Source organism: Arcanobacterium phocae, from assembly GCF_900105865.1.
Taxonomy (GTDB): domain Bacteria; phylum Actinomycetota; class Actinomycetes; order Actinomycetales; family Actinomycetaceae; genus Arcanobacterium; species Arcanobacterium phocae.
In genome coordinates this window covers 384680-406978 of sequence record NZ_LT629804.1, presented here as the reverse complement: position 1 = coordinate 406978, position 22299 = coordinate 384680, and the positions used below count along the sequence as shown (strand labels likewise).

Genomic DNA, 22299 nt, shown 5'->3' with positions numbered 1-22299 from the left:
TTCTGCCCCACAACAGTGATGATTACTTGTCTTCTAGTTGCTCTGCAACATCAAGAGGAGTTACTTTTTCTGTAACCTCATCAGCTACTTCAGTGGCAGCTTCCTTGACCTCGTCAGCAACTTCGCCAGCCTTTTCTACGCCGTCTTCTACCTGCTCTTTGACTGAATCAACAGCTTCTTCGAACGATGTGAAATCGGTGCTGTCCTCCGTTGGAACAGCCAGATCTTCCCAGTAGGCTTCTGCCCACGGGTCCTCAACTGGCTTGGAACGAGCCCACGCGACATAAGCTGCTCCCAAAGCAGAGCCAACAAGAAGCGTCAGACCGAAAATCTTCTTTCCGCGTCCCTTCTTTTCCTGCTTCTTCGTCAGTTTCATAGCCTTCTTTTCGGCTTTCTTAGCAGCCTTCTTAGCCTTCTTCATTTCTTTCTTGGAAAGCTTCGTAATCTTAGTCGCCTGCTCATCCGCACCAGCCTTCATCTCTGCAATAGCAGCGTTGGCGGCCTTCTTGGCGCGTGGAAGATAATCGTCTTTCACGCGATCGGTGCTTTCAGCTACGAAAGCCTGAGCGTCATCAACGTAGGGCTTAGCTTTGGTGACAGCTTCTTCCACATACGGCTTTGCCTTAGTTACTGCTTCTTCTACGTACGGCATCGTGCGCTCGTATGCGTCACGAGCTACCGTATTGGCTCGGGTCACGGCTTGCTGTGCTACCGGAACCAGCTTCTCTGCGGCTTCTTCGATCCGTGGCTCTGCCCATGTGCGGGATGTCTGGTATGCATCTGCTACCTTGGCAAAAAATGTTCCAGTTGCATTCGCTGCCTGGTCCTTGAGCTTCTTAGCTTCATCTGCTGCCTTTTCTGCGGCAGTCTTGCGCTTAAAGAAAGACATTGCACCACCTCCAGGTTTCATCGCCGTGAATTTTCACAGCGAGCCTTCTTCCATTCCATTCTTTCATGAAATTGTAATCCTGTGCACATAAAAACGCGGTTTTGCTTGGTTTTGTTCGCGCTGAACCGAATTAATGACGACGACGGCGCTGCTATTTCGCTCTCAGCCGTTACTTGGAGTGCTGCTAGTGGTGTGTGGCGAGAAGGTATGGGAAGATTGAGACTATGAAAGCACTAATGACAACATCTGTTGGTAATATTTCCATCGAACTTTTTCCAGAGCATGCCCCAGTAACAGTTGCTAACTTTACTGAGTTGGCAACCGGCAAGCGTGAGTGGATCGATCCTGCTACCGGTGAAGAAAGCACTGAGCCACTCTACAACGGCACCATTTTCCATCGTGTCATTGACGGTTTCATGATCCAAGGCGGTGACCCACTAGGCACTGGTACCGGTGGCCCGGGATACATGTTTGACGATGAAATCTCCCCAGAACTGACCTTCAATGAGCCTTATCTTCTTGCCATGGCCAACGCGGGTAAGCGCATGGGTAAAGGCACAAACGGATCACAGTTCTTCATCACCGTTGCTCCAACACCATGGCTCCACGGTGCACACACCATTTTCGGCAAGGTCGTCGATGATGAGTCGAAAGCAGTCGTGGACAAGATTGCTACCACCCCAACTGGCCCAATGGATCGCCCGATCGATCCGATCATGATCGAGTCCATCACTATTACTGAGTAACTCGTTTCTTGTGTTGATCTTTCCTGCCGCGCCGGTTTCGGCGCGGCAGGAATACTTTTACCAATGTGAGGATTTATGTCTAAGCTCAACATTCCCCCAGTAACAGCGTTTATGAGCGCCGTATGTATTGCAGCTTCCCTGGTGACGTACGTCTATCCGCAAGCGCTCTACGACTATGCTTTTGTGCCGTTTTTAGCTCAAACAGAACCGTGGCGTTTCCTTACCGGAGCCTTTCTACACGCCGGGATGCTACATATCGGATTTAATCTGCTGTCCTTGATTTTCCTCGGAAACGAATTGGAACCAGCAATTAAATCATCACGTTTTGCTGTTCTCTATATTGCTAGTGCTCTCGGTGGCAACGCCGGTGTGTATGCTTGGGCATTCTGGACGAATGAATGGAATATAGCAGCAGTCGGAGCCTCCGGAGCGATTTTTGGTCTTTTCGGAGCGCTCGTTGTCCTTACCCGAGCATTGCGGACTGATCCGCGTGGCATCATAGCCTTGCTTGTGATCAACGTACTGATTGTTTTCACAAATCCGCAAATCTCATGGCAGGCACATCTCGGTGGATTTCTTACCGGGCTACTGCTGACCGCTATCTGGTGGCCACTGCACCGTCGTCGGCAAAGACAATCTCGTAGCGGATGGTGAAATGTTGAGGCTCGCGTACGAACGCGAGCCTCAACATTTTAACGTATGGAGGTTACTTCCAACCCATCGTCATCAAGAAACCTGCCAGCATCAAACCGATACCAATAAACAGGTTTCCGTTGCCGAAGCCGGGAATAGGGGCTTGACCTTGAGACACGTAGGCAACTACTACCACAAGTAAGCCAATCAACGCTAGGGTCACCATGAGTGGTGCCCACCAACGTGGGGAGCGTTGAATTTCCGGAGCTGGACGCTCTTGCTGGTTACGTGAAGCGGCGATACGACGCTCCTCAACTTTCTTACGTTTCTTCGATTCAGGCATCATTTTCCTCGCTAAAAGTGAAACTACCGATATAAGACTATCGGTATTGACGCGTTCGCGGTAGTTTAGATTCACAAATACCCGTATAGTGGGCAGATGAAACACTGTGAAAGGGAATTCTGTGACACATGAGCAAAACGTATCAGACGGCACCATGCCGGTACGACGGCGGTCTGCACTCCCACGGGAAGCTCGAATAAAAACGCGCGATCAGGATGATCTTTTCCACGGATTTCAAACAGAACCGGATCCTGCGCCTACGATGATTGTCGCGTCGGCGGGTGGCAAGAAGAAACCTAAAATGCGCACGCGCAAAAAAAGAAAAACATCTGCGATCATCATCGGTATTGTAGGTGAGCTTCTTATCACGTTTGGCATCATTGTGGCCGGATTCATTGCTTGGCAACTTTGGTGGACCACATTTTTAGCGAAACAAGTACAAAACGAGTGGCTTGATGACTTTTCGCGCTCGGCCGGCAAGCCACCTGCAGTGGTAGCTGAACCGGTAAAAAAAGATCCGCCACCGTTCACACTATCGCCTAAGCATGCGGAAACATTTGGTGTTATTCACCTGCCTACGATGGGAAAATTCGCTACCCGTACTATCAGTCAGGGGACAACAAATTGGGATATTCTCGATCATGGTGGTTATGGTCATTATGAAACTACTGCGTGGCCAGGCGAGATCGGTAACTTCTCGATAGCTGCACATCGTCGCGGTAATGGTGATGCACTGTGGTTTGTTGAGAAGATCAATCCGGGCGATCCAATTATTATCGAAACTGCGGATGGATATTACATGTATCGCGTGCTTGACCATGAACTAGTGAACCCAGATCAGACTCGAGTGATAGCGCCGGATCCGTATAAGGCTAAAGAAGCCGAAGAAAATGGTACTCAAGTGACCGATCCACCTACGCGTCGTCTGATTACTCTGACAACGTGCCATCCAGAATACGGCGCAGCACAACGGTGGATTGTGCATGGTGAATTCGAATATTGGATTGATCGTTCTGAAGGAATGCCGAAGGAACTGATCGAGATGAATGAAAAGGGCGAGTGACAATGTACGGTGCTTTGTGGCGGATTATCCCGGGACCAAAATGGGTGAAAGCCCTTGTCATGTTAGCGTTATTCGCGGGGGTAGTGTTTGTTTTAGTTCAGTATGTTTACCCGTGGGTGTACTACAACTCGAATTGGTTTGACACCACTGTTGAGTAACTAGCAATATTTAAGTGGCCCCGAAGAACCTTGCGTCTTCGGGGCCACTTTTTAGATATTAAGGTTGGCCGTCTTCTGATCCGGGTTGTGACGGTGTGGCTGGCGAAGTATTTCCACTATTGCCAGAATTATTATCTGGGCTGTTGCCATTTCCAGTTTTAGAATCTGGTTTCTTCGGAGCTGGAGCTGGATCAGGCTTTTCCGCAATCCATAGCGTCACCTTGGTATCGTAAGGAACCTTTCCAGGCTCTAGGCTCATGCCAATAACGGTGCCTTCAACAGCGTTCTCATCTTTTCTGGTTTCGACTGTAATCGAAGAGATCTTGAGGGTCTCATTGAGGTACTGTTCAGCTTCTGCGCGAGGCCGATCGATAATCCTTGAGCTTACCGATTGATCGATAAGGATCTCGCCTGAGGCAATCACAATATTGACCGAAGTGCCGTGTTCAACTTGTTGACCAGGCGCAGGCAAGGTCTCAGTGACAATATCTTTTGCTCGCCCTGGGACGTCTTTAACGTCGACTCGTCCAACTTTGAGACCGAGTTTTTCCAATTCGCGTTTTGCTGCGTCTTGATTGAAGTTGCCATTAGCTAAATCAGGAATTGTCACCGTTCCGGCGCCGGAAGAGAACGAAACAGTTACCGAGGAGCCCTTCTTAACTTCGGTACCAAATGCGGGATCGGAAGATACGAATTTTCCTTCTGGAATATTCTTATCTTCTTGTGGTTCGCCTAAAACAAAAACCAATCCCACTTCTTCTAAGCGTTGACGCGCGGTGACTTGGCTTGTGCCTTCTAAGTCAGGAACAGTCACTATATTTGCTTTTTCGGTATCGGTAGAGTCACTGCCGGAGAGCAATGCCCATCCCAAACCAGTTCCAGCCAAAATAAGAAGAATAATACCTAGGACAATTAGAAGTGTATTAGTCTTTTTATCTGTGGCTACTGCTGGCGAAACACCTGTTTCAGTGAGTGTTGGTTGGGTTGCCGGTGGGACATTCTGCGCTACCGGTGTTTGTGTCTGTGGAATAACCTGGGTGCGCCACGTGTTCGACTCTGGTGCGTTAACGTATCCGCCGCGCAGTGCTAAGAGCAGATCGGCTCGCATATCGACTGCTCGTTGATAGCGATCTTCGCGCTTCTTAGCGAGCGACTTCATGACAACGCGGTCAATATTCTCTGGAATATCTGGGGCAAGAACCATCGGTGACTGCGGGATTTCAGATACATGCTGGTATGCGACTGCTACTGCTGAGTCGCCTCGGAATGGTGGCCGTCCGGTGAGGAGCTCATAGAGTAGGCAACCGGTGGAATACAGATCTGAACGCGAATCAACAACTTCACCACGAGCTTGCTCTGGAGATAAATATTGAGCAGTACCAACCACAGAGTTCGTTTGCGTCATAGTTGCCGATGAATCGGAGAGCGCCCGAGCAATGCCAAAGTCCATGACCTTGACCTTGCCATCGTTGGTTAGCATGATGTTGCCGGGTTTAATATCCCGGTGAACGATGCCTTCGCGGTGGGAGTATTCTAGTGCGGACAGAATCCCGACGGCGATTTGGACGGCTTCATTGATCGGCAGGGCGTCACCGTTCTTCAGGAGTTCTGAGACGGTACGTCCTTTAACGTATTCCATGACGATATACGGGATAGAGATTGTCTCTCCGGTTTCAGAAGTCATGTGCTCTTCGCCGGTGTCATAGACTGCGACGATTGACGGATGATTCAGAGCGGCTGCGCTTTGCGCTTCACGGCGGAACCGAGCAACGAATGTTTGGTCAGTCACATGGTCAGATCGCAAAACTTTGATAGCGACAGTACGTGAGAGCCTCGTATCGTATCCCATATGGACCTGTGCCATACCGCCTCGACCGATAAGGTCACCGACTTCGTATCGACCACCCAGCATACGTGGGATGTTTGTCATTCTGATCTTCCTTCCTGGATCACACAGCTGAAATCTAGTCTGCCTTATCTCATGGTCAAAATGTGCGTAGATATTGTTGCGATTCAGTCACGATTAATAATCGCCTCGAATACTTTCTTGGCAATGGGCGCTGCAACTTTCCATCCGCTATCGCCTTCTTCGACGAGCACAGCGAGAGCAACTTTGGGTGATTCCACAGCGTCGAAACCGATGAACCACGCATGTGCCGCATCGCCAGAACCGATCTCTGCAGTTCCGGTCTTTCCAGCAATCTGAACATTACTCAACGCTGCATGGATCCCGGTGCCTTCATTGACAACACTGATCATCGCAGCCCGTAAAGTATCCGCGGTTTCTTCCTTAATCGGTGTACTAAACTCAGTCGGTTTAGTCTCGGAGAGAACGCCAAGATCAGCAGTGAGAGTCTTATCAACCAGATATGGTTTCATCAATGTACCCCGATTAGCAACCGCCGAAGCAACCATCGCCATTGTCAACGGTGAGACATTCACATCGCGTTGCCCGAACGAATCCATGGCCAGCGCTGCCGGATCTTCCGGATAGGGGAATTTCGACGCCGTAACCGGAAGTGGGATAGATAATTCTTGGTTAAAGCCAAAAGCGGTAGCCATCGAAACCATGTCCTCTGCACCAACTTTCGTGCCGCCGATGGCAAACGGCGTATTACAGGACTGTGCTAATGCAACCGCGAGTGGTACCTGCCCAGAACCGTCACCGCACGGCTGCTTATACGGGTTGAAAATCTCATGCGTCGTGGCAGAAGGCGTGAAAGAGAGCGGAGCCTCAATAAGTGAGTCGGCTTTCAGATCAGAATGCTCAATCATGGCCGCTGCGGTAACAATTTTGAAAACTGATCCAGGCGGGTAGAGATCCCCACCCAGCGCACGATTGATCAGCGGCCGTGACGGATCATTGTTGAGACTGTTCCACGCATCATTAGCTGCGGCTGCGTCCCGGCTAGCGAGCGCATTTGGATCATAGGATGGCTTAGACACTAGTGCCAATATTTTTCCAGTTGCCGGCTCGATGGCGACGACGGCGCCTCGCCGGTCACCTAACGCGTCCCAAGCGGCCTGTTGTGCTTGCGGATCAATGGTTAGTTCGACTGCTCCACCCTTTGGTTGCCGGCCGGTGATTAGCTGCTCGATTCGTTGCGTAAAGAGTGCTGAATCAGAACCGCCTAGCACTGGATTTTCGCCACGCTCCAGGCCAGTCATCGAGTTGAACGTCGTCGAAAAGTATCCGGTAATGCCAGCATACAGTTCACCTTGATGGTAGGTGCGTAAGAACTTGTATTCGTCGGGATATGGTTCTGAGGTGACGATCGGTTCCCCGGCGACGATAATAGGGCCACGATCAGTACCGTATTCGCGCCAGAGAGTACGCACGTTTCGGGTGTCAGCGTTAAGTTCAGGCGCTTTGAAAAACTGAATATATGTCACGGCAGCCATCAGCGTTAAGAACATGACAATAATGATGGCCGTCAGTTTTTTAATGGCTAGATTCACGGCAGATCCTCACTTTCGATGCGAGGGACGGCAGTTGTTGCTAAGTAGTCTTCTTCCGACGACGGCGTTTCGTCGTCGTCACCTAGCGAGATCAAACTAGCCGGAAGCTCACCGGTGGTGATCGTGGAAAGCGGAGTCGAAACTGGAGTGAACGGCCGGCGAGCTGAATCGGACATACGAATGAGAACGCCGATAATAATGAAATTCGTCAGAAGCGCTGAGCCGCCCTTAGCAAGGAACGGCATCGCTAACCCAGTCAACGGGATAACGCGCGTTATTCCGCCGACAACCACGAAGCACTGCAATGCGATCGCAAAGCCCAAGCCGGCTGCGAAAAGCTTGCCGAATCCATCGCGCAGTGCAATTCCGGTCTTCAAAGCGCGGGTGACGATCACAACATAGAGAGATAAAATGCCGAGTAAGCCGACTAGCCCGAGTTCTTCTCCAAGCGACGCAATAATGAAATCAGAGTTAGCAGCAAATGAATTGGCTGGACTACCTTCACCCAACCCGGTGCCGAACAATCCGCCAGAAGCCATCCCAAACCAGCCTTGGACAAGCTGGTAGGAACCGTATTCGGCGTTGTAGACGTCGTTATCAAGCGCATGTAGCCAGATTGTGAACCGAGCCTGGATATGTGGCATTAGCTGGACAATCACATATACGCCGAGCGAGGAGAGTAAACCGCCAATAATGATCCATGAAGTACGCTCAGTTGCCACATAGAGCATCGCCACAAACAGACCAAAGAAGAGTAGAGCAGTTCCAAAATCGCGTTCCAATGCGAGAATTCCCATGCAAGTTAGCCACGCGATGAGGATTGGCAACGAATGCCGTAGCCGCGGAAAATGAATGCCTAAAAACTTCGGGCCAGCTAACGATAGATTATCGCGTTGGGTCACTAGGTAGCTCGCAAAGAATATCGCGAGAAAAATCTTTGACATTTCCGCTGGTTGATAGGAAAATCCGGCAATCGTGATCCATAGCTGTGCACCATAAGCTCCCACGCCTAAACCGGGTACTAGCGGCAAAAGAAGCAACACTAATCCGGCTATGAGAGAACTGTAGGTGAAACGGCGTAGCCAGCGATGATCGCGTAGCAAAACCACTGTGGCAACCATTAAAACTACTCCCACAACAGCTAAAATAAGCTGTCCTCGGGTGTCAGGGGGTGTATTCCGGGCAACAAGCTGGAAATCGATCCGGTAGATCATTGCCAGTCCCAGACCAGTTAAAACCGTTGCGGCAGGAAATAAGACCGGGTCTGCGTAGGGCGCAAACTTGCGTATGATGACGTGGCTGGCGAACAAGAACGCTGCTCCAGCACTAGTGATCCACACAAAGTTATTCGGTAACGAAGTTTCAGGGTGTGAGTCATGGACCCCGTAATGGACCAAGATCCAAGATCCGACCACAATGATATAGGCCAGGATAAGCAGACCAAGTTCTTGGTAGCGGCCAGATTTTGCTGGTTGAGTGCTCACGACGCTCATCGAGAATCACCTGAAGAAGTGAGTTTTTGAGCAGCAAGATCTTTGACAACCTTATGAGCTTCGGCGAGCGAACCGCGGGTGATCGGTAGATCTAAACGTTGCTGTGCCACCGGGGTTAAGCTAGTGACCTTAATGCCTGTTTGCTCATAGACGCTTGATAACTCTATCGGCCCAATATTCTGTGGGATTCCCTTGAATATTGCTACTTTTCCGTGGTCAACTGAGACGTAATAACGGCTCTGGGTCCACATGTAGCCACCAGTTAAACCTCCGGCAATGATGACGAGCGAAGCAAGAAATGCGACGAACCGAGCAATCCAGCGCCGTGGTGGTTTGGCATCATCGTCATCGTCATTGTTTTCGGCAGGGCGTGCGCTCGCGGTCAAGGCTGCTAGCTGTCCCGCTGCTGATGAACCGGCTCGGGTAGGTTTCTTGCGGTCAACTGCTGCCGAACCAACAATAATTGGGCCTCGATCATAAGAGGAGCCGGTGCCTGGATCGTTCACCACGTCTGCTAAAACAATGGTCACGTTGTCTGGTGCTCCGGCTGCAAGCGCTAGGTCGATCAGACGTTCGCCACATTCGTCCAAGTTCGCGTAGGACTGCAACGTAAGTTCAATAGTTTCATCTGATACTACTCCGAACAAACCGTCAGAAGAGAGTAGCCAACGATCGCCAGGTAGTGCCTCACGTATTGAGGCATCAATATCAACGGGATCTTCACTGGCCCCAACGTTGCGCATGATGACATGGCGTTTCGGATGGTTGAGTGCTTCTTCAGGAGTTATCTCGCCGTGGTCTACTAAGTACTGGACAAGAGTGTGATCGCGGGTGATCTGCGTTAGTTTGTTGTTGCGTAGCAGATAGGCGCGTGAGTCTCCCACATGAACCATGCCGAGCTTGTTAGCTGTACGCAATATAGCGGTACATGTTGTGCCCAGTCCAGAAAGTTGCGGTATCTCGGTGACGAGCTCGAGTAATTCGTGCTGTGATTTGTTGAGCTGGGCCTTCAAAAGTGCGATGAGATCTTCGGCTTGGTGAGAATCATCGATATGTGCCATGTTGCCGACAACCACCGACGAAGCCACATCGCCACCAGCGGCACCGCCCATTCCGTCTGCTAAGACTAATAGATGCGACGAAGCGTAACCAGCGTCTTGGTTGGATTTACGAACCAAACCAACATCGCTCACTGCTGCATAATCAAAACGAATCATTATCGCAGCTCCATCGTTGTTTTACCGATCACCACCGGTGTGCCAATATCTAGCCGAACGGGTGAGACAATTTTCTGTGTTCCAACCCAGGTACCGTTTGTAGAATTTAGATCTTCGATAATCCAATCCTCGCCCTCGGCATAGAAACGAGCATGACGAGACGACGCATAGCCGTCATCAAGCACGAGTGCGCAGTCTGGCGAGCGACCCACCGTGATAGCGGATGTTCCCAACGGTATTGCGGTTCCTGTGAGCGGTCCACGCACAACCACCAGATGACGTGGCGCCGACGACGCCTCCACCCGTTGCGTACGAGCTGCCGGTGCTTTGTGGCGTCGCTCCCGAATTTTCGTTCCGAAAATATCGTTGCGAATGGTCACGAGCATGAAAATAATGAGCAACCAGATTGCAGCTAAGAAGCTAAAACGTAACAGGGTGACAACTAATGCACTCATAGCGGCTCCGGAGACGTCCAAAACATGATGCGGGTTCGGCCGATCGTGATCGTATTGCCGTCGACTAACGTTGCCGCGGTAATCCGGTGGCCTTCCACAAAACTGCCGTTAGTACTATTGAGATCGGTAGCAATAACACCGTTTGGGGTAACCCGCAGTTCCAGATGCTTACGTGATACGCCGTCGTCGTCAAGTTGGATGTCGGCAACAGAGCCACGGCCAATAACGGTGATTGCGCCGGTGAGGATGTACCGTTCGCCGTCGACGTCAATAATCGGGTTTTGTGGTGAAGCGTCTGCAATCGTGGCGGGCGCAACGGGGCCGCGCCGAGTTGCGCAGGTGACGTCAATCTTGCCGCGTGGCTGGGTCGCCGAAGTTGTGAACTCAATCGTGATGGGTCCGAGGAAAACGTATGCTTGTTCGCTTGCATAACGCGCAGCGACTCGCACTAGCTCTTCGCGCAGTGAATCTTCGCCCCATTCTTTAATTTTTTCAAAGTCACGAGAAGACAAGGTCAGGACAAATTCATTGGGAGAGACAATTCGATCACGGGAGACTTCCGCGGCCCGATCATCCATTGCCCGCTTAACTGCGGATGATAGCTCAATTGGCTTCACATCTGACTTAAACGCGCGCGAAAAAACGTTCTCAACGGCGTTCTCCACGCTCTTTTCGAACTTATCTAACGCACCCATACGCCAGCTCCTCGATTCCGTTACAGCAACTTAGTTGTACAAAGACAACACACTAATTCAACTTTACGTCCTTTCCCTAGTAGGTATCCACTATGGCAGGTAAATGCGAGCCATCTTGCAGGTTTCGGTGGCTGGAATCACTGCCGTGGCGTCGGGGAGGGTTTGCGCTTGGCGTGTAAAAGATTGTAAACTAGCGGACGTCTGGCTCGAGTGGCGGAATAGGCAGACGCGCACGGTTCAGGTCCGTGTGCCCGCAAGGGCGTGGGGGTTCAACTCCCCCCTCGAGCACAATATTCCCCGGTATGTTTAGTACCGGGGATTTTCTATGTTGCGTTCTTTAGCGCGTTCACTCTTCACGTAAATGGCGTGGGACATTGCCAGCCTCGTCAGGCTTGGTATGCCGAATCTTATGCCGATATTCGCGTCCGGCTTGGGCTACGCCTTTAGTATTGGCTTCGGTTGCAATATCGCTTTCTGTGCTGTGATGTGACGATGTAACATCATCGCGCATATGACGTGGCCGCAACCGTAACTGGCGCAATCGCGCCGAATACTGCCGTAAATCGTAAGCATTGCGAGGCAGTTGCCAATTAAACCGGCGTGCCAGCAAACCGAATACTGCACATAGCACAATCGCCGATCCCATCCCCGCATGATACATACCGCTATATTGGAAAAATACCATCTGGGTCGCGGCTATTACTGAAAACGTTGCATATAACGGGCTGCCACCGAAAATTGCGGGTGTTCTGTTCACCATGACGTCACGCAAGAGACCGCCCATCGTAGCGGTGACAACGCCGAGGAAGATCGATGGTATCCAATCTAAACCGGCGCTCAACCCCTTAGAAGCTCCGGTTGCTGACCAGCAACCCAATGCTAAAACGTCTGCCAAAGAAAGCATCCGCTGCGACCATCGTCCTTCAAACGGAAAAAGGTAAGCCAAAATTGATGCCGCAAAAGCACCACCTAGATACCACGGATCCGTTAACGCCACTGGGAACCCAACCCCGAGCATCACATCACGAGTAATACCACCACCGAGGGCTGTTCCAGTACCAAGAACTAGATAGCCAATTAGGTCATAACCCAAAACTCGTGCGAGGGCAGACCCAATCAGCGCATTTGCGATAACACCGAGTACGTCGACTAGGCGGAACAGGCTTTCCGGATCCATAACACCGCCTTTTTAATCTCAGTCCTCAATCCAAGTTTCCATCTTTTTGAGAACTTTTTCGGCATCCGCGTCAGTCCGTAGCGAGAACACGACCAGATCGAGGACTTGGTCATGTTGGTAGGTCCAGCGTTCAACGGCGTCCAACGCGATTTGGGTTGCTTCGCCGAGTGGGAATCCGCCGTTGCCGGTGGAGATACCTGGGAAAGCGATGGAGCGAATGTCTCCCTTGGCGCGGGCCAATTCCATGCAATTCCAGTAGGCCTTGAAGAGAACGTCACGGTCTTTTTGGGTGACGTTTCCGTCTTCGACCCGGGGGCCGGTGGTGTGAATGACGTACTTTGCGGGAAGGCGGTAGCCGCGAGTGATGATTGCATCGGCTGGTTCTAGGCCTTTTCCGCCGTTAAGTTCGCGAACTGTGTTGGTATCGTTGCGCATCCATGGCCCGGCCTGTTCGTGCAAGGTTGAATCGAGGCAGTCGTGTAGTGGGACTGGGCATCCGTTGAGGTCTGGTACGGCGGGATTGACGACGGCGTCTACGACGAGTTGACGCATATCACCACGGTAGAGCACAGTGTGTGGCGCTGGGCCGTAATCGCAGTCAGGGAGCATATCGGATACTCGGCGTAGGTTTTCTGCTTCCACCCGGCCGTGCTTGCCAACTTGGCGGAACAGCAAGGTGTTGATTGCGCGCGACGAAATTGGATCGAGTGGCTTAGGGTCACGTACTGCCAATTCGGCTTGTAGCCAGCGGAAGAGTCCTTCGTCGGTAGAAAGGTGAGCTAATGAGGACGTTCCGGTGTAGTGCTTTTCATTGATGCCGGCTAGGGCCGTCATAAGGAGGTCATAGTCTGCTCGGGTGTCATTCTTTGGCTCTGGGAACGGTTCGTCCAGATGAATTTCTTTACGGTAGTCCGATAGTAGAATCATTTTTTGCCTTTCTCGCTACTATAAGGATACCTATCTTCGCCGGGAAGGTCATGTGAGATAAACTGTCCCTATGACTTTTTCACACCAGCCTTCGCTCTTTTCTGATTTCGACGACGACGCAGCTTCGCCTGAATCGCCGGAAGTTTTTCGACTCCCGGATGGGGCTGAGGAACATAGCTTTGGAAAACAGGTAGGGCGTCCGTCGTCGTCCTATAATCTGGTGATCGCGACTGACGGAGCGTGTTCGGGAAACCCCGGACCGGGCGGCTGGGCATTTGTGGACCAAACTAACGGATATGCGGTGTCGGGCGGATCCCACAAAACGACGAATAATATTATGGAGCTGACCGCGATGCTCCATGCGTTACGTTATGCCGGGCCGGATGTGAAGCTGCTGTTGCGTGTTGATTCAAAATACGTGATTGATTCGATGACTAAGTGGGCCGTGGGCTGGCGTAAACGTGGCTGGCGAAAAGCTGACGGCAAGCCGGTTTTAAACCGTGAGCTTATCGAAGAAATAGTAAACCTATATGAGGGGCGTACCGGGCACACAGACGTTGAATGGGTGCGTGGACACAATGGGGATCCGGGCAATGATATGGCAGATCGGCTCGCCGTCGAACAGACGAATAAATATCGGTAATTTTTACATGACACGAAAATGTGTCGGAGGGTGACGTTAGGGTTAAGAACATGGACAACAAGATGACGCAGGCGCCACGGTTGGCGAAGAAACCGATCACACGCTCATTCCACGGTGATGACGTGGTGGATAATTATGAGTGGATTCGCGGCGAAACGCCGGAGGTGCGGGCACATATCGAGGCGGAAAACGCATGGGCTGATGCGCGTACCGCACATTTGAGTGGTTTGCGGGAAACGTTGGTGAGTGAATTTGCTAGTCACACCAAGGAAGATGACGTCTCGGTGCCAGTGCGAGATGGCGGCTATTGGTATTGGCGGCGAACTTTTGCGGGAAAATCCTATGCAGCAACGTATCGGTGTCTGGCCGTAGGCGAGGGCAGTGGGGCCGCAGATATTCCCGATATTGATAGTGTTCCGGTTCAGCTTTTATATGACGGCAATGTGCTAGCTGAAGGCAAGGACTTCTTTAGCATTGGGCTAGCATCGGTTTCGCCTGATGGTCAGATGTTGGCGTTGGGCGTAGATACTGCCGGAAATGAAGAATTTAGTGTGCGGATTTCGCGCATCGAAGATGATTCTACCGTGGACGAATCGCTGGTCGGTGTGGGATACGGCTTAGTGTGGTCACATGATTCCACTCGGGTGTTCTACACCAAGAACGATGAAGCATGGCGGTCCTACCAGGTGTGGATGCACACCGTGGGCGGAAATACAGAAGATGATGTTCTGCTGTATCAGGAGGACGATGAACTGTTCTGGGCAGGCATAGATCAATCGCGTGACGGCGAGTGGCTCATTGTTCAGTCCGAATCCAAGCTCACTGCCGATGTCCGGTTGTTCTCCACCCGAGATCCGGAAAAGAATTTTCTTGTCTATCCGCGGCACACCGGGTTGCATTATACGGTTGAGCCGGCTGGAGATTGCTTGCTGATTATTCACAACAAAGACAACGCTGATTTCGATGTGGCGGTGGCCCCAGTTGGAGCTAGTACACCAGATTCGTGGGAGCTGATCTATCAGGCGCAACCGGGGCAGAGATTGAGTGAAGTCGTGGCATTCCAAGATTTCGCGGTTGTTAATATGCGTGATGCTGGCTCGATGCAGTTGCGGGCGTTTGCTCGTTCCGGGGAGGGCACTACTGCTGATTCTTGGCAGGTTGGCGTTGTTATTCCTACCGAGGATCTCGCGTCGATTGGGTTTTACGGCAATGACGTGTGGCAGGCGCGGGAAGTAGGATTCAGTATCGAATCGGCGCTCACCCCAGAAACCTTCCAGCGGTGGAGTTTAGACTCTGGTGCAGTGGTAACGGTGAAACGTACCGAGGTTCCCAACTATCAGCGTGATGACTATGTGCAATACCAAGAATGGGTGCCGGCATCGGATGGTGTGCTAATTCCGCTGACTATCGTACATCGCGCAGATGTCGCTAAAGATGGTTCTCATGCAGGAATCTTGTACGGTTATGGCTCGTATGAGATCTCCATGGATCCATGGTTTAGTCCGACTTTGTTATCGGCGCTAGATCGTGGTGTCGTCTATGCGGTTGCCCATGTTCGCGGTGGCGGTGAAATGGGGCGCGCCTGGTATGACAACGGCAAGATGCTCACCAAACGTAATACTTTCACTGACTTTGTTTCATGTGCTCGCTGGCTAGTTGATAATGGACTTGTTGCGCAGGGACGGTTGGCTGCAGAAGGCGGCTCAGCAGGTGGTCTGTTGATGGGAGCGATTACTAACTTGGCTCCGGACGTATTCCGTGTGGTTCACGCAATTGTGCCATTTGTTGATGCGCTCAACACTATTCTCAAGCCCGAATTGCCGCTGACTGTAGGGGAATGGGAAGAATGGGGAAACCCGATTGAGAGCGCCGAGGTATACCACTATATGAAGTCGTATTCGCCGTATGAAAATATTACGGCAGTTGAGTATCCGGCGATTTTGGCTTCTACCTCAGTAAACGATATTCGAGTCAGCTATATTGAACCGACCAAGTGGATCCAGGCCTTGCGTGATACTGTCACGAACGATCCGATTGAACGACCGATCATTCAGCGTACTGAAATGGTAGCTGGTCATGGTGGCGGCTCGGGGCGTTACAAGAAGTGGAGTGAACGGGCAGCTCAATTAGCCTTCATCTTTGACCAGATTGGTGTGAAATAAATTGTGGCGTAGTAGTTTGCTACAGTCAGGATTGTAGTTGAGGGGAGCAACCGGCCGGCTGCTCCCCTCAAAAACTCGTTGGATCTCAAACTCAAGCGGGCATGTTACGCCACCGAATTGAGAGCCTTACTCCACGAACCGAAATGTTGTCGAATAGCCGCACCAGAAGGCACTTTAGATTTATTCATACCAGTCTTCGCAAAATCAGAGTATCCGGCAAAAGAAGGGGTGAAGCCATTACTGCGAGCATAAGCAATATATTTATTCATAGCCGACTGATAATCTTCAGAAGAATATTTTATGCCACCCCGAACTCGACCCTGTCGTGTTACTAATCCGATCGCTTTCAAGGCCTCATTCCAATAGCCGTCAAAACGCTTAATAATTGTTTGAGATGTTGGCGGCCAAGCAAACGTATCAGTCTGTACGTCATCTGGAATAGATGCAATGAACTCCGCACGTAACCGATCATAGTCTTTAGCAGTGAGAACCGAATCAGGATTCTCGAGCGCGAAAGCTTTTCCTGCAGCAATTTGATCAATGAGGAGTTCCATGATGGCAGAGCCATAGGCTCCGATGCTGTATCGCACAGATTTCATGCCAGCTGGGTCAAGAACTGACCGATCGCCAGCTGGTAGATCGTATCGTCTAGCCAACATCACGTAGAGGGCGCTTGTCAGCGTTGGTTGAGAAAAACGTTGGGTTACACACCGCTCAATTGAAATGTAATCACTATGTTGAAGGGCATAGCAGGCAACCTTAGCTGCAGCAGTGGCAACATCGGAAAGCTCTGCATGGAAAGAAACAGCCTGATCGTCAGGGTCCCCGCACAGATCCGAGATGCCACGGATGGACACAAACGGGATTCCCCAAGCATGGGCAACTTGAGCGGCCGCGTGGGATTCCATGTCGGCGGAGAGTGCTTCCGGGAAATCATCACGAGCTGTTGCAACATTCGCTTCAGTCACAAATGCGTCAGATGACAACATTTGTCCAATGCGAATAATAGGACTGTCGTCATTGCCTGTGGCGGCATATTGTTCGAGTGCAGAGATCATACGTGCATCGCCCAAGAAAGAAGATGGCTGGCCGGGTACTTGGCCACGGGTATAGCCGAATGCTTGTCCATCAGCGCCACCGTTGAGGTACTCGCGGCCAACAATAACTTGTCCTACTCGTGAATTACGTGCCAGGCCACCGGCGGAACCAATCGACACAATGACCTTTGGCTTATAGTTCGCCAACAGCCAACCGAGTGCACTTGCGCACGCGGTCATACCAACCTTAGTGACCATCAAAATCATGCGCATCTGGCCTTTTGAAGCCTGATATGCGGTTCCAACCGGGGATGGTAGTAGCTTAGGGTTACAAGACTGGATGAGGCTCAGAAATGGTGCCATTTCTTCGTCCATGGCAGAAATGACGAGTGCATCTATTTGCTTCACGAAATAACCTCTTCCCAGGTATCTCGATGCGCAAGCATATCCCGAACAGCTGACTGGGCCGCCGGAAGGGAGTGGTTTGCTCCCCATCCGCATTGGATCTCATTGGCGGCTGGGACGGAGGTGGCTACCAAAATATCGTTGAAAGTGGTCTCAATCAGATCGATGGTGCCGGAAACATCTGGTTCGCTAGCACGAATTAAATAGAAACCGGTTTGGCATCCCATCGGAGAGAAATCAACGACGTCGTCCGCATGATTGCGGGCATACTCAGCAAATGAATGTTCGATGGAATGAACAGCTTTCATATCTAAATGTGCTTGATTAGGTTGGGTGAAGCGCACATCGTATTTTGTGAGTGTGTCACCGTGAGGCAGATGTTTGACATCGGCGATGCGCACATAAGGCGCTTTAACCTGACGGTGATCTAGGTTGAACGATTCGACGTTCATTGTGGGCATGAGTATTCCTCCGCGTAATCTAAATGATCCTTAAAGTATTGTCCCACATTGGTGGTGATTTTCCGATTCTGACATGATAGCCGTCGATGTAGTCAATGCGGAAGGTGCACGGGTGTGGTTCTTTACGCATTGTGGTGACGCCGTTGGCTTGCTTAGTATTGGGCTGATTGGTGGTGTTGGTCATGGCTGTTTGGGATGTAAAAGGGACGCTGAGGCGACTAGTATTTTTGTTCTACCGAGAGTGACGTGAGTGCTCTAGCCACACCATGTAGTGGTCAAGCATTTTATAATCACTAGGTGTAGTGTTATCTAACGTACTGAAAAATATGTTCATGAGGAGAAAACATGGCTATCGTTCTCTATTCCAAGCCAGCTTGCGTCCAGTGCACTGCAACCAAGCGAGCTCTGCTCAAACATGGACTATCCTTTTCTGAGATTGACCTGACTCAGGATTCTGACGCGCTGGAGACCGTTAAAGCATTGGGTTACCAGCAGGCTCCGGTTGTATTTGCCGACGGCGATCACTGGTCGGGCTACCGTCCAGATCTGATTAAGCGGTTGGCTGGCGTTTCAGCACCGGCAGCGATGCGCGCCTAACGTCGTCGGGGGCTGATCCCTGTGGTTTATATTGTCTACTTTTCATCGACGACGGAAAATACGAAACGTTTTGTTGAAAAGTTAGGATTTCGTGCCGATCGGATTCCGCTCAGAACCAGTGACGAGCCATTAGTCGTCGAAGACGATTACGTGCTTATCGTGCCAACGTATGGTGGTGGAAACGATCGAGGCGCAGTTCCGAAACAAGTAATTAAGTTTTTGAATAATGAGCAGAACCGCTCACATATCCGTGGTGTGGTTTCCGGTGGAAACACTAATTTTGGGGAAGCATATGGTTTAGCAGGGGACATTATCTCTGCCAAGACTCATGTGCCGCACATGTATCGGTTTGAAATGCTGGGCACCCCAGTTGATGTAGAAAAATTGCGTGAGGGATTAAATCAATGGTGGAACAAGTCATGACGGACAAGGCTCAAAGCATGGATTTTCATGCGCTCAATGCGCAACTTAACCTTTATGATGCGGAAGGCAAGATTCAATTCGATGCAGATCGTGAGGCGGCCCGTCAGTACTTCCTCCAGCACGTCAACAAGAATACGATCGTATTCGATTCAATCGAAGAAAAGATCGCTTATCTTATTGACGAAGGCTACTATGAGCCAGAAGTCTTTACCGCTTATGATATGGCGTTTGTTAAGAGTCTTTACAAACGCGCGTATGCCCACGAATTTCGATTCGCTACATTCCTAGGTGCGTTCAAATATTACACGTCGTACACGTTGAAAACGTTCGACGGTAAACACTATTTAGAGCGTTTTGAGGATCGGGCAGTCATGGTTGCGCTGACGCTTGCTGCCGGTGATACCACCCTTGCTGAGCAGATTGTCGACGAGATTCTTACTGGCCGATTCCAACCAGCTACCCCAACATTCTTGAACGCTGGAAAGAAAGCGCGTGGCGAACTCGTGTCATGTTTCTTGTTGCGTGTTGAAGACAATATGGAATCAATTTCGCGCGGTATTAATTCTGCACTTCAACTATCGAAGCGCGGTGGCGGGGTAGCGTTGAATCTGTCGAATATCCGCGAGCTGGGTGCTCCGATTAAGCGAATCGAAAACCAGTCTTCTGGTGTTAATCCGGTTATGAAACTGCTTGAGGATGCTTTCTCTTACGCTAACCAATTGGGTGCACGGCAAGGGGCTGGAGCCGTCTATCTACATGCTCATCACCCGGATATCTTGCGGTTCTTGGATACCAAGCGCGAGAATGCGGACGAAAAGATTCGTATTAAGACGCTCTCGTTAGGCGTTGTTATTCCAGATATTACGTTTGAATTGGCGAAGAACAACGCGGATATGTATCTGTTTTCGCCGTACGACGTCGAACGGGTCTACGGGGTGCCATTCACAGAAATCTCGGTGTCGGAAAAGTATGACGAACTGGTTGCCGATGAGCGTATCTGTAAGTCCAAGATCAACGCCCGTCAGTTCTTCCAAACCCTAGCGGAAATCCAGTTTGAATCCGGATATCCGTACATTGTTTACGAAGACACGGTTAATCGGGCCAACCCGATCGATGGCCGCATCACGATGTCAAATCTATGTTCGGAAATTCTGCAGGTCTCCGAGCCGTCGACGTACAATCCAGACCTGTCCTACGAGCATATCGGCAAGGATATTTCGTGCAACCTAGGATCGCTCAATATTGCCAAGACAATGGACTCGCCGGACTTCGGACGCAGCGTCGAAACAGCAATCCGAGCATTAACCGCAGTTTCTGATCAAACCGATATCACCTCGGTACCATCAATTGCTCGTGGTAACGACATGTCGCACGCGATCGGGCTCGGTCAGATGAACCTGCATGGTTATTTAGGGCGTGAACGAATCTTCTATGGTTCCGAAGAAGCTCTGGACTTCACCAACATGTATTTTTACACCGTGGCATATCATGCGATCCGTGCGTCGATGACCATTGCCCGCGAGCGTGGACAGCAATTCGAAGGGTTCGACCGTTCCGCCTACGCTGACGGCTCCTATTTCACGAAATATATTGAGCAGGAGTGGGCGCCGAAAACTCAGCGCGTACGCGAACTATTCGCTAACACGCATATTCCAACCCAGACAGACTGGCAACAACTACGAGATGACGTGATCCGCTACGGCATGTACAACCAGAACCTGCAAGCCGTTCCGCCAACCGGGTCGATTTCGTATATTAACCATTCGACGTCGTCGATCCATCCGATCGTGTCGAAAATCGAAATCCGTAAAGAAGGAAAGCTTGGGCGCGTGTACTATCCGGCCGCTTACCTCACGAACGACAACTTGGAATACTTCCAAGACGCCTACGAAATAGGGCCGAAAGCCATTATCGATACGTATGCAGAAGCAACCCAGCACGTCGATCAAGGATTATCACTAACCTTGTTCTATCCAGACACGGTCACCACTCGTGACGTGAACAAGTCCTATATATATGCGTGGCGAAAAGGCATCAAGTCGCTGTACTACATGCGCATCCGGCAAGCCGCATTAGAAGGGACTGCAGTCGAAGGCTGCGTCTCCTGTATGCTCTAAATCTAGCTACCCAGCGGGCTGCACGTTTACATCGTAAACAGCAGCCCGCTGCGCCATGCCAGCCATTCCAACGGACCACGGGAAAACTTGAGTTTCCATAGCGACGCAACCAACATCGTCGTCGCCGCAATAGTAATAAACGGCAACAACGTCAATGCTTCTTCAGCGTCCGGGACAACATAGATCACCACAACGTGGGCGCAGTAACTCGTCAGTGGCATCGACCCCATCGCCGCCAACGGATACAACACGTGGCGCGCGGTCGAACCAATCAACAAGCACGCACCTAAAACTGCGATCGCAAAACCACCCGAACCAATCGTTTCCAGCAACATTCCACTATGCGGTTCAGCAGAGAAAAATTCACCAACCGACGGGAACACCCAGCCGATAGACCCTGACAAGGAACGCTCACCGCCTTCGCGCGCCAAGAGTGAGTTGATCGGGTCCCACGGCATATGCTGTGGGATAGTATTTTCGCCACCAGTAGCTAGATAGGACAACCCGTACCCGCCGATTGCCAACACTAATCCACCTGCCAAGAGCCGTAACTGCCGTACTCGATTGAGGAGGTCGCTGCGGCCAATCGCCAACCCAGCAATCACAAACACACCGTACTGCAAGCCCGGATAGGTTCCGGAAATCATGACGGCAAAAAATGCCGAGTTAGGGTCCGCGCCAACAAACAATCCACTCGCTGCCATTGCTGACTTAACCACAATCAACAGGAGCGGTCCCGCGACTGCTGCAATCCCGGCAATCCACACCAGCGTGCGAACGGGCAGTGATGTGAGTGGCAACGCCAGCATCAACCAAAAACCGTAAAAGCCAAGAATCACCACCACCGGGGTATTCAAGGAACTCAACAAGCTTCCGAGGAAAAACAGCAGCAACGCCCGGCCCACAATCCGCAACCGCGCCGCCTGCATTCGTTCACCAACATAAGGATTTTGCCGGCCCGTCATTAACGCTACCGACACCCCAGCCAACAGTGCAAACAACACTGCGGACCGGCCATCAGGAATTTGAGCCAGCCAACCATCGAAAAAACCGTAGGGTTCATACGCTGTGGTATGCGCCCAAAACATGCCTAAAATCGCTAAGCCACGAGCTAAATCCAGTCCACCAATTCGGGAAGATTGGCTAGCTGTCACGGAAAGCGTGGATATAGTGTTCGTCGTCGTCATACGTCACATAAT

At 51.1% G+C, this 22299-nt stretch carries 21 protein-coding genes and 1 tRNA gene; 9 read left to right on the top strand and 13 right to left on the bottom strand.

The annotated features are described in order from the left end of the window. Positions 1–22: 22 nt before the first annotated feature. Positions 23–889 (bottom strand): hypothetical protein, encoded by an 867-nt coding sequence (locus BLT51_RS01785; RefSeq protein WP_157672853.1) that lies wholly within the window; start codon positions 887–889, stop codon positions 23–25. Positions 890–1113: 224 nt separating this feature from the next. Here BLT51_RS01785 and BLT51_RS01780 point away from each other — a divergent pair, with 224 nt between their 5' ends. Continuing rightward, complete coding sequence (locus BLT51_RS01780) at positions 1114–1635, top strand: peptidylprolyl isomerase (RefSeq protein ID WP_091279179.1); 522 nt, start codon at positions 1114–1116, stop codon at positions 1633–1635. Between the two features lie 75 nt (positions 1636–1710). Continuing rightward, a complete protein-coding gene (locus BLT51_RS01775) occupies positions 1711–2289 on the top strand; it encodes a rhomboid family intramembrane serine protease (protein WP_091279176.1) in 579 nt (192 codons plus the stop codon). A gap of 52 nt (positions 2290–2341) precedes the next feature. On the opposite strand, the gene BLT51_RS01770 is transcribed toward BLT51_RS01775, so the two are convergent. Continuing rightward, entirely contained in the window at positions 2342–2611 is a 270-nt protein-coding gene (locus BLT51_RS01770; RefSeq protein ID WP_091279173.1) for a cell division protein CrgA, read from the bottom strand. Between the two features lie 121 nt (positions 2612–2732). On the opposite strand from BLT51_RS01770, the gene BLT51_RS01765 reads away from it, so the two are divergent. Continuing rightward, positions 2733–3674 (top strand): class E sortase, encoded by a 942-nt coding sequence (locus BLT51_RS01765; RefSeq protein ID WP_091279170.1) that lies wholly within the window; start codon positions 2733–2735, stop codon positions 3672–3674. A 216-nt stretch (positions 3675–3890) separates the two neighbouring features. On the opposite strand, the gene pknB is transcribed toward BLT51_RS01765, so the two are convergent. The 6 genes from pknB to BLT51_RS01735 all read right to left on the bottom strand — a co-directional run bounded on the left by pknB (position 3891) and on the right by BLT51_RS01735 (position 11151). Then, the gene (gene pknB, locus BLT51_RS01760; protein ID WP_091279167.1) at positions 3891–5762 is read right to left on the bottom strand and encodes a Stk1 family PASTA domain-containing Ser/Thr kinase; all 1872 of its coding nucleotides are present in this window, start codon (positions 5760–5762) and stop codon (positions 3891–3893) included. Positions 5763–5845: 83 nt separating this feature from the next. After that, a complete protein-coding gene (locus BLT51_RS01755) occupies positions 5846–7291 on the bottom strand; it encodes a peptidoglycan D,D-transpeptidase FtsI family protein (protein ID WP_091279164.1) in 1446 nt (481 codons plus the stop codon). Further along, on the bottom strand, positions 7288–8784 hold the full coding sequence (locus BLT51_RS01750; protein ID WP_091279161.1) for an FtsW/RodA/SpoVE family cell cycle protein: 1497 nt from the start codon (positions 8782–8784) through the stop codon (positions 7288–7290). Before BLT51_RS01750 ends, BLT51_RS01755 begins: the two co-directional genes overlap by 4 nt. After that, positions 8781–10001, bottom strand: a complete 1221-nt coding sequence (locus tag BLT51_RS01745) for a PP2C family protein-serine/threonine phosphatase (protein ID WP_091279160.1) — start codon at positions 9999–10001, stop codon at positions 8781–8783. Before BLT51_RS01745 ends, BLT51_RS01750 begins: the two co-directional genes overlap by 4 nt. Further along, positions 10001–10456, bottom strand: coding sequence for an FHA domain-containing protein FhaB/FipA (locus BLT51_RS01740; RefSeq protein WP_091279157.1), 456 nt, complete (start codon positions 10454–10456; stop codon positions 10001–10003). The genes BLT51_RS01745 and BLT51_RS01740 overlap by 1 nt, the downstream gene beginning before the upstream one ends. Then, positions 10453–11151 (bottom strand): FhaA domain-containing protein, encoded by a 699-nt coding sequence (locus BLT51_RS01735; protein ID WP_091279154.1) that lies wholly within the window; start codon positions 11149–11151, stop codon positions 10453–10455. Before BLT51_RS01735 ends, BLT51_RS01740 begins: the two co-directional genes overlap by 4 nt. Positions 11152–11355: 204 nt before the next feature. On the opposite strand from BLT51_RS01735, the gene BLT51_RS01730 reads away from it, so the two are divergent. Beyond that, positions 11356–11439 (top strand) — tRNA-Leu (locus BLT51_RS01730). A gap of 58 nt (positions 11440–11497) precedes the next feature. On the opposite strand, the gene BLT51_RS01725 is transcribed toward BLT51_RS01730, so the two are convergent. Both BLT51_RS01725 and BLT51_RS01720 read right to left on the bottom strand, forming a co-directional pair. Beyond that, positions 11498–12328, bottom strand: a complete 831-nt coding sequence (locus BLT51_RS01725; RefSeq protein WP_091279151.1) for a trimeric intracellular cation channel family protein — start codon at positions 12326–12328, stop codon at positions 11498–11500. An 18-nt stretch (positions 12329–12346) separates the two neighbouring features. Next, a complete protein-coding gene (locus BLT51_RS01720) occupies positions 12347–13255 on the bottom strand; it encodes a macro domain-containing protein (protein WP_091279148.1) in 909 nt (302 codons plus the stop codon). A gap of 70 nt (positions 13256–13325) precedes the next feature. On the opposite strand from BLT51_RS01720, the gene BLT51_RS01715 reads away from it, so the two are divergent. After that, on the top strand, positions 13326–13898 hold the full coding sequence (locus BLT51_RS01715) for a ribonuclease H family protein (RefSeq protein ID WP_091279147.1): 573 nt from the start codon (positions 13326–13328) through the stop codon (positions 13896–13898). A 50-nt stretch (positions 13899–13948) separates the two neighbouring features. Further along, positions 13949–16060, top strand: a complete 2112-nt coding sequence (locus tag BLT51_RS01710; RefSeq protein WP_091279145.1) for a S9 family peptidase — start codon at positions 13949–13951, stop codon at positions 16058–16060. 104 nt (positions 16061–16164) lie between these two features. Here BLT51_RS01710 and mtnN read toward each other — a convergent pair whose 3' ends face one another. Further along, positions 16165–17505: a 5'-methylthioadenosine/S-adenosylhomocysteine nucleosidase gene (mtnN, locus tag BLT51_RS01705; RefSeq protein WP_157672852.1), complete on the bottom strand. Its 1341-nt coding sequence runs from the start codon at positions 17503–17505 to the stop codon at positions 16165–16167. Continuing rightward, a complete protein-coding gene (locus tag BLT51_RS01700) occupies positions 17502–17963 on the bottom strand; it encodes an S-ribosylhomocysteine lyase (protein ID WP_091279140.1) in 462 nt (153 codons plus the stop codon). The genes mtnN and BLT51_RS01700 overlap by 4 nt, the downstream gene beginning before the upstream one ends. Before the next feature lie 345 nt (positions 17964–18308). Here BLT51_RS01700 and nrdH point away from each other — a divergent pair, with 345 nt between their 5' ends. The 3 genes from nrdH to nrdE are packed head-to-tail and all read left to right on the top strand — an operon-like array spanning position 18309 to position 21100. After that, positions 18309–18560 carry a glutaredoxin-like protein NrdH gene (gene nrdH, locus BLT51_RS01695; protein WP_091279137.1) on the top strand — a complete coding sequence of 84 codons (252 nt, stop codon included), beginning with the start codon at positions 18309–18311 and terminating at the stop codon, positions 18558–18560. Positions 18561–18581: 21 nt separating this feature from the next. After that, on the top strand, positions 18582–18983 hold the full coding sequence (gene nrdI / locus BLT51_RS01690) for a class Ib ribonucleoside-diphosphate reductase assembly flavoprotein NrdI (RefSeq protein WP_091279135.1): 402 nt from the start codon (positions 18582–18584) through the stop codon (positions 18981–18983). Beyond that, positions 18965–21100: a class 1b ribonucleoside-diphosphate reductase subunit alpha gene (nrdE, locus tag BLT51_RS01685; RefSeq protein ID WP_091279132.1), complete on the top strand. Its 2136-nt coding sequence runs from the start codon at positions 18965–18967 to the stop codon at positions 21098–21100. The genes nrdI and nrdE overlap by 19 nt, the downstream gene beginning before the upstream one ends. Before the next feature lie 26 nt (positions 21101–21126). Here the strand turns inward: nrdE and BLT51_RS01680 are convergent, their stop codons facing one another. After that, complete coding sequence (locus tag BLT51_RS01680) at positions 21127–22287, bottom strand: DUF418 domain-containing protein (protein ID WP_091279129.1); 1161 nt, start codon at positions 22285–22287, stop codon at positions 21127–21129. Between the last annotated feature and the right edge of the window lie 12 nt (positions 22288–22299).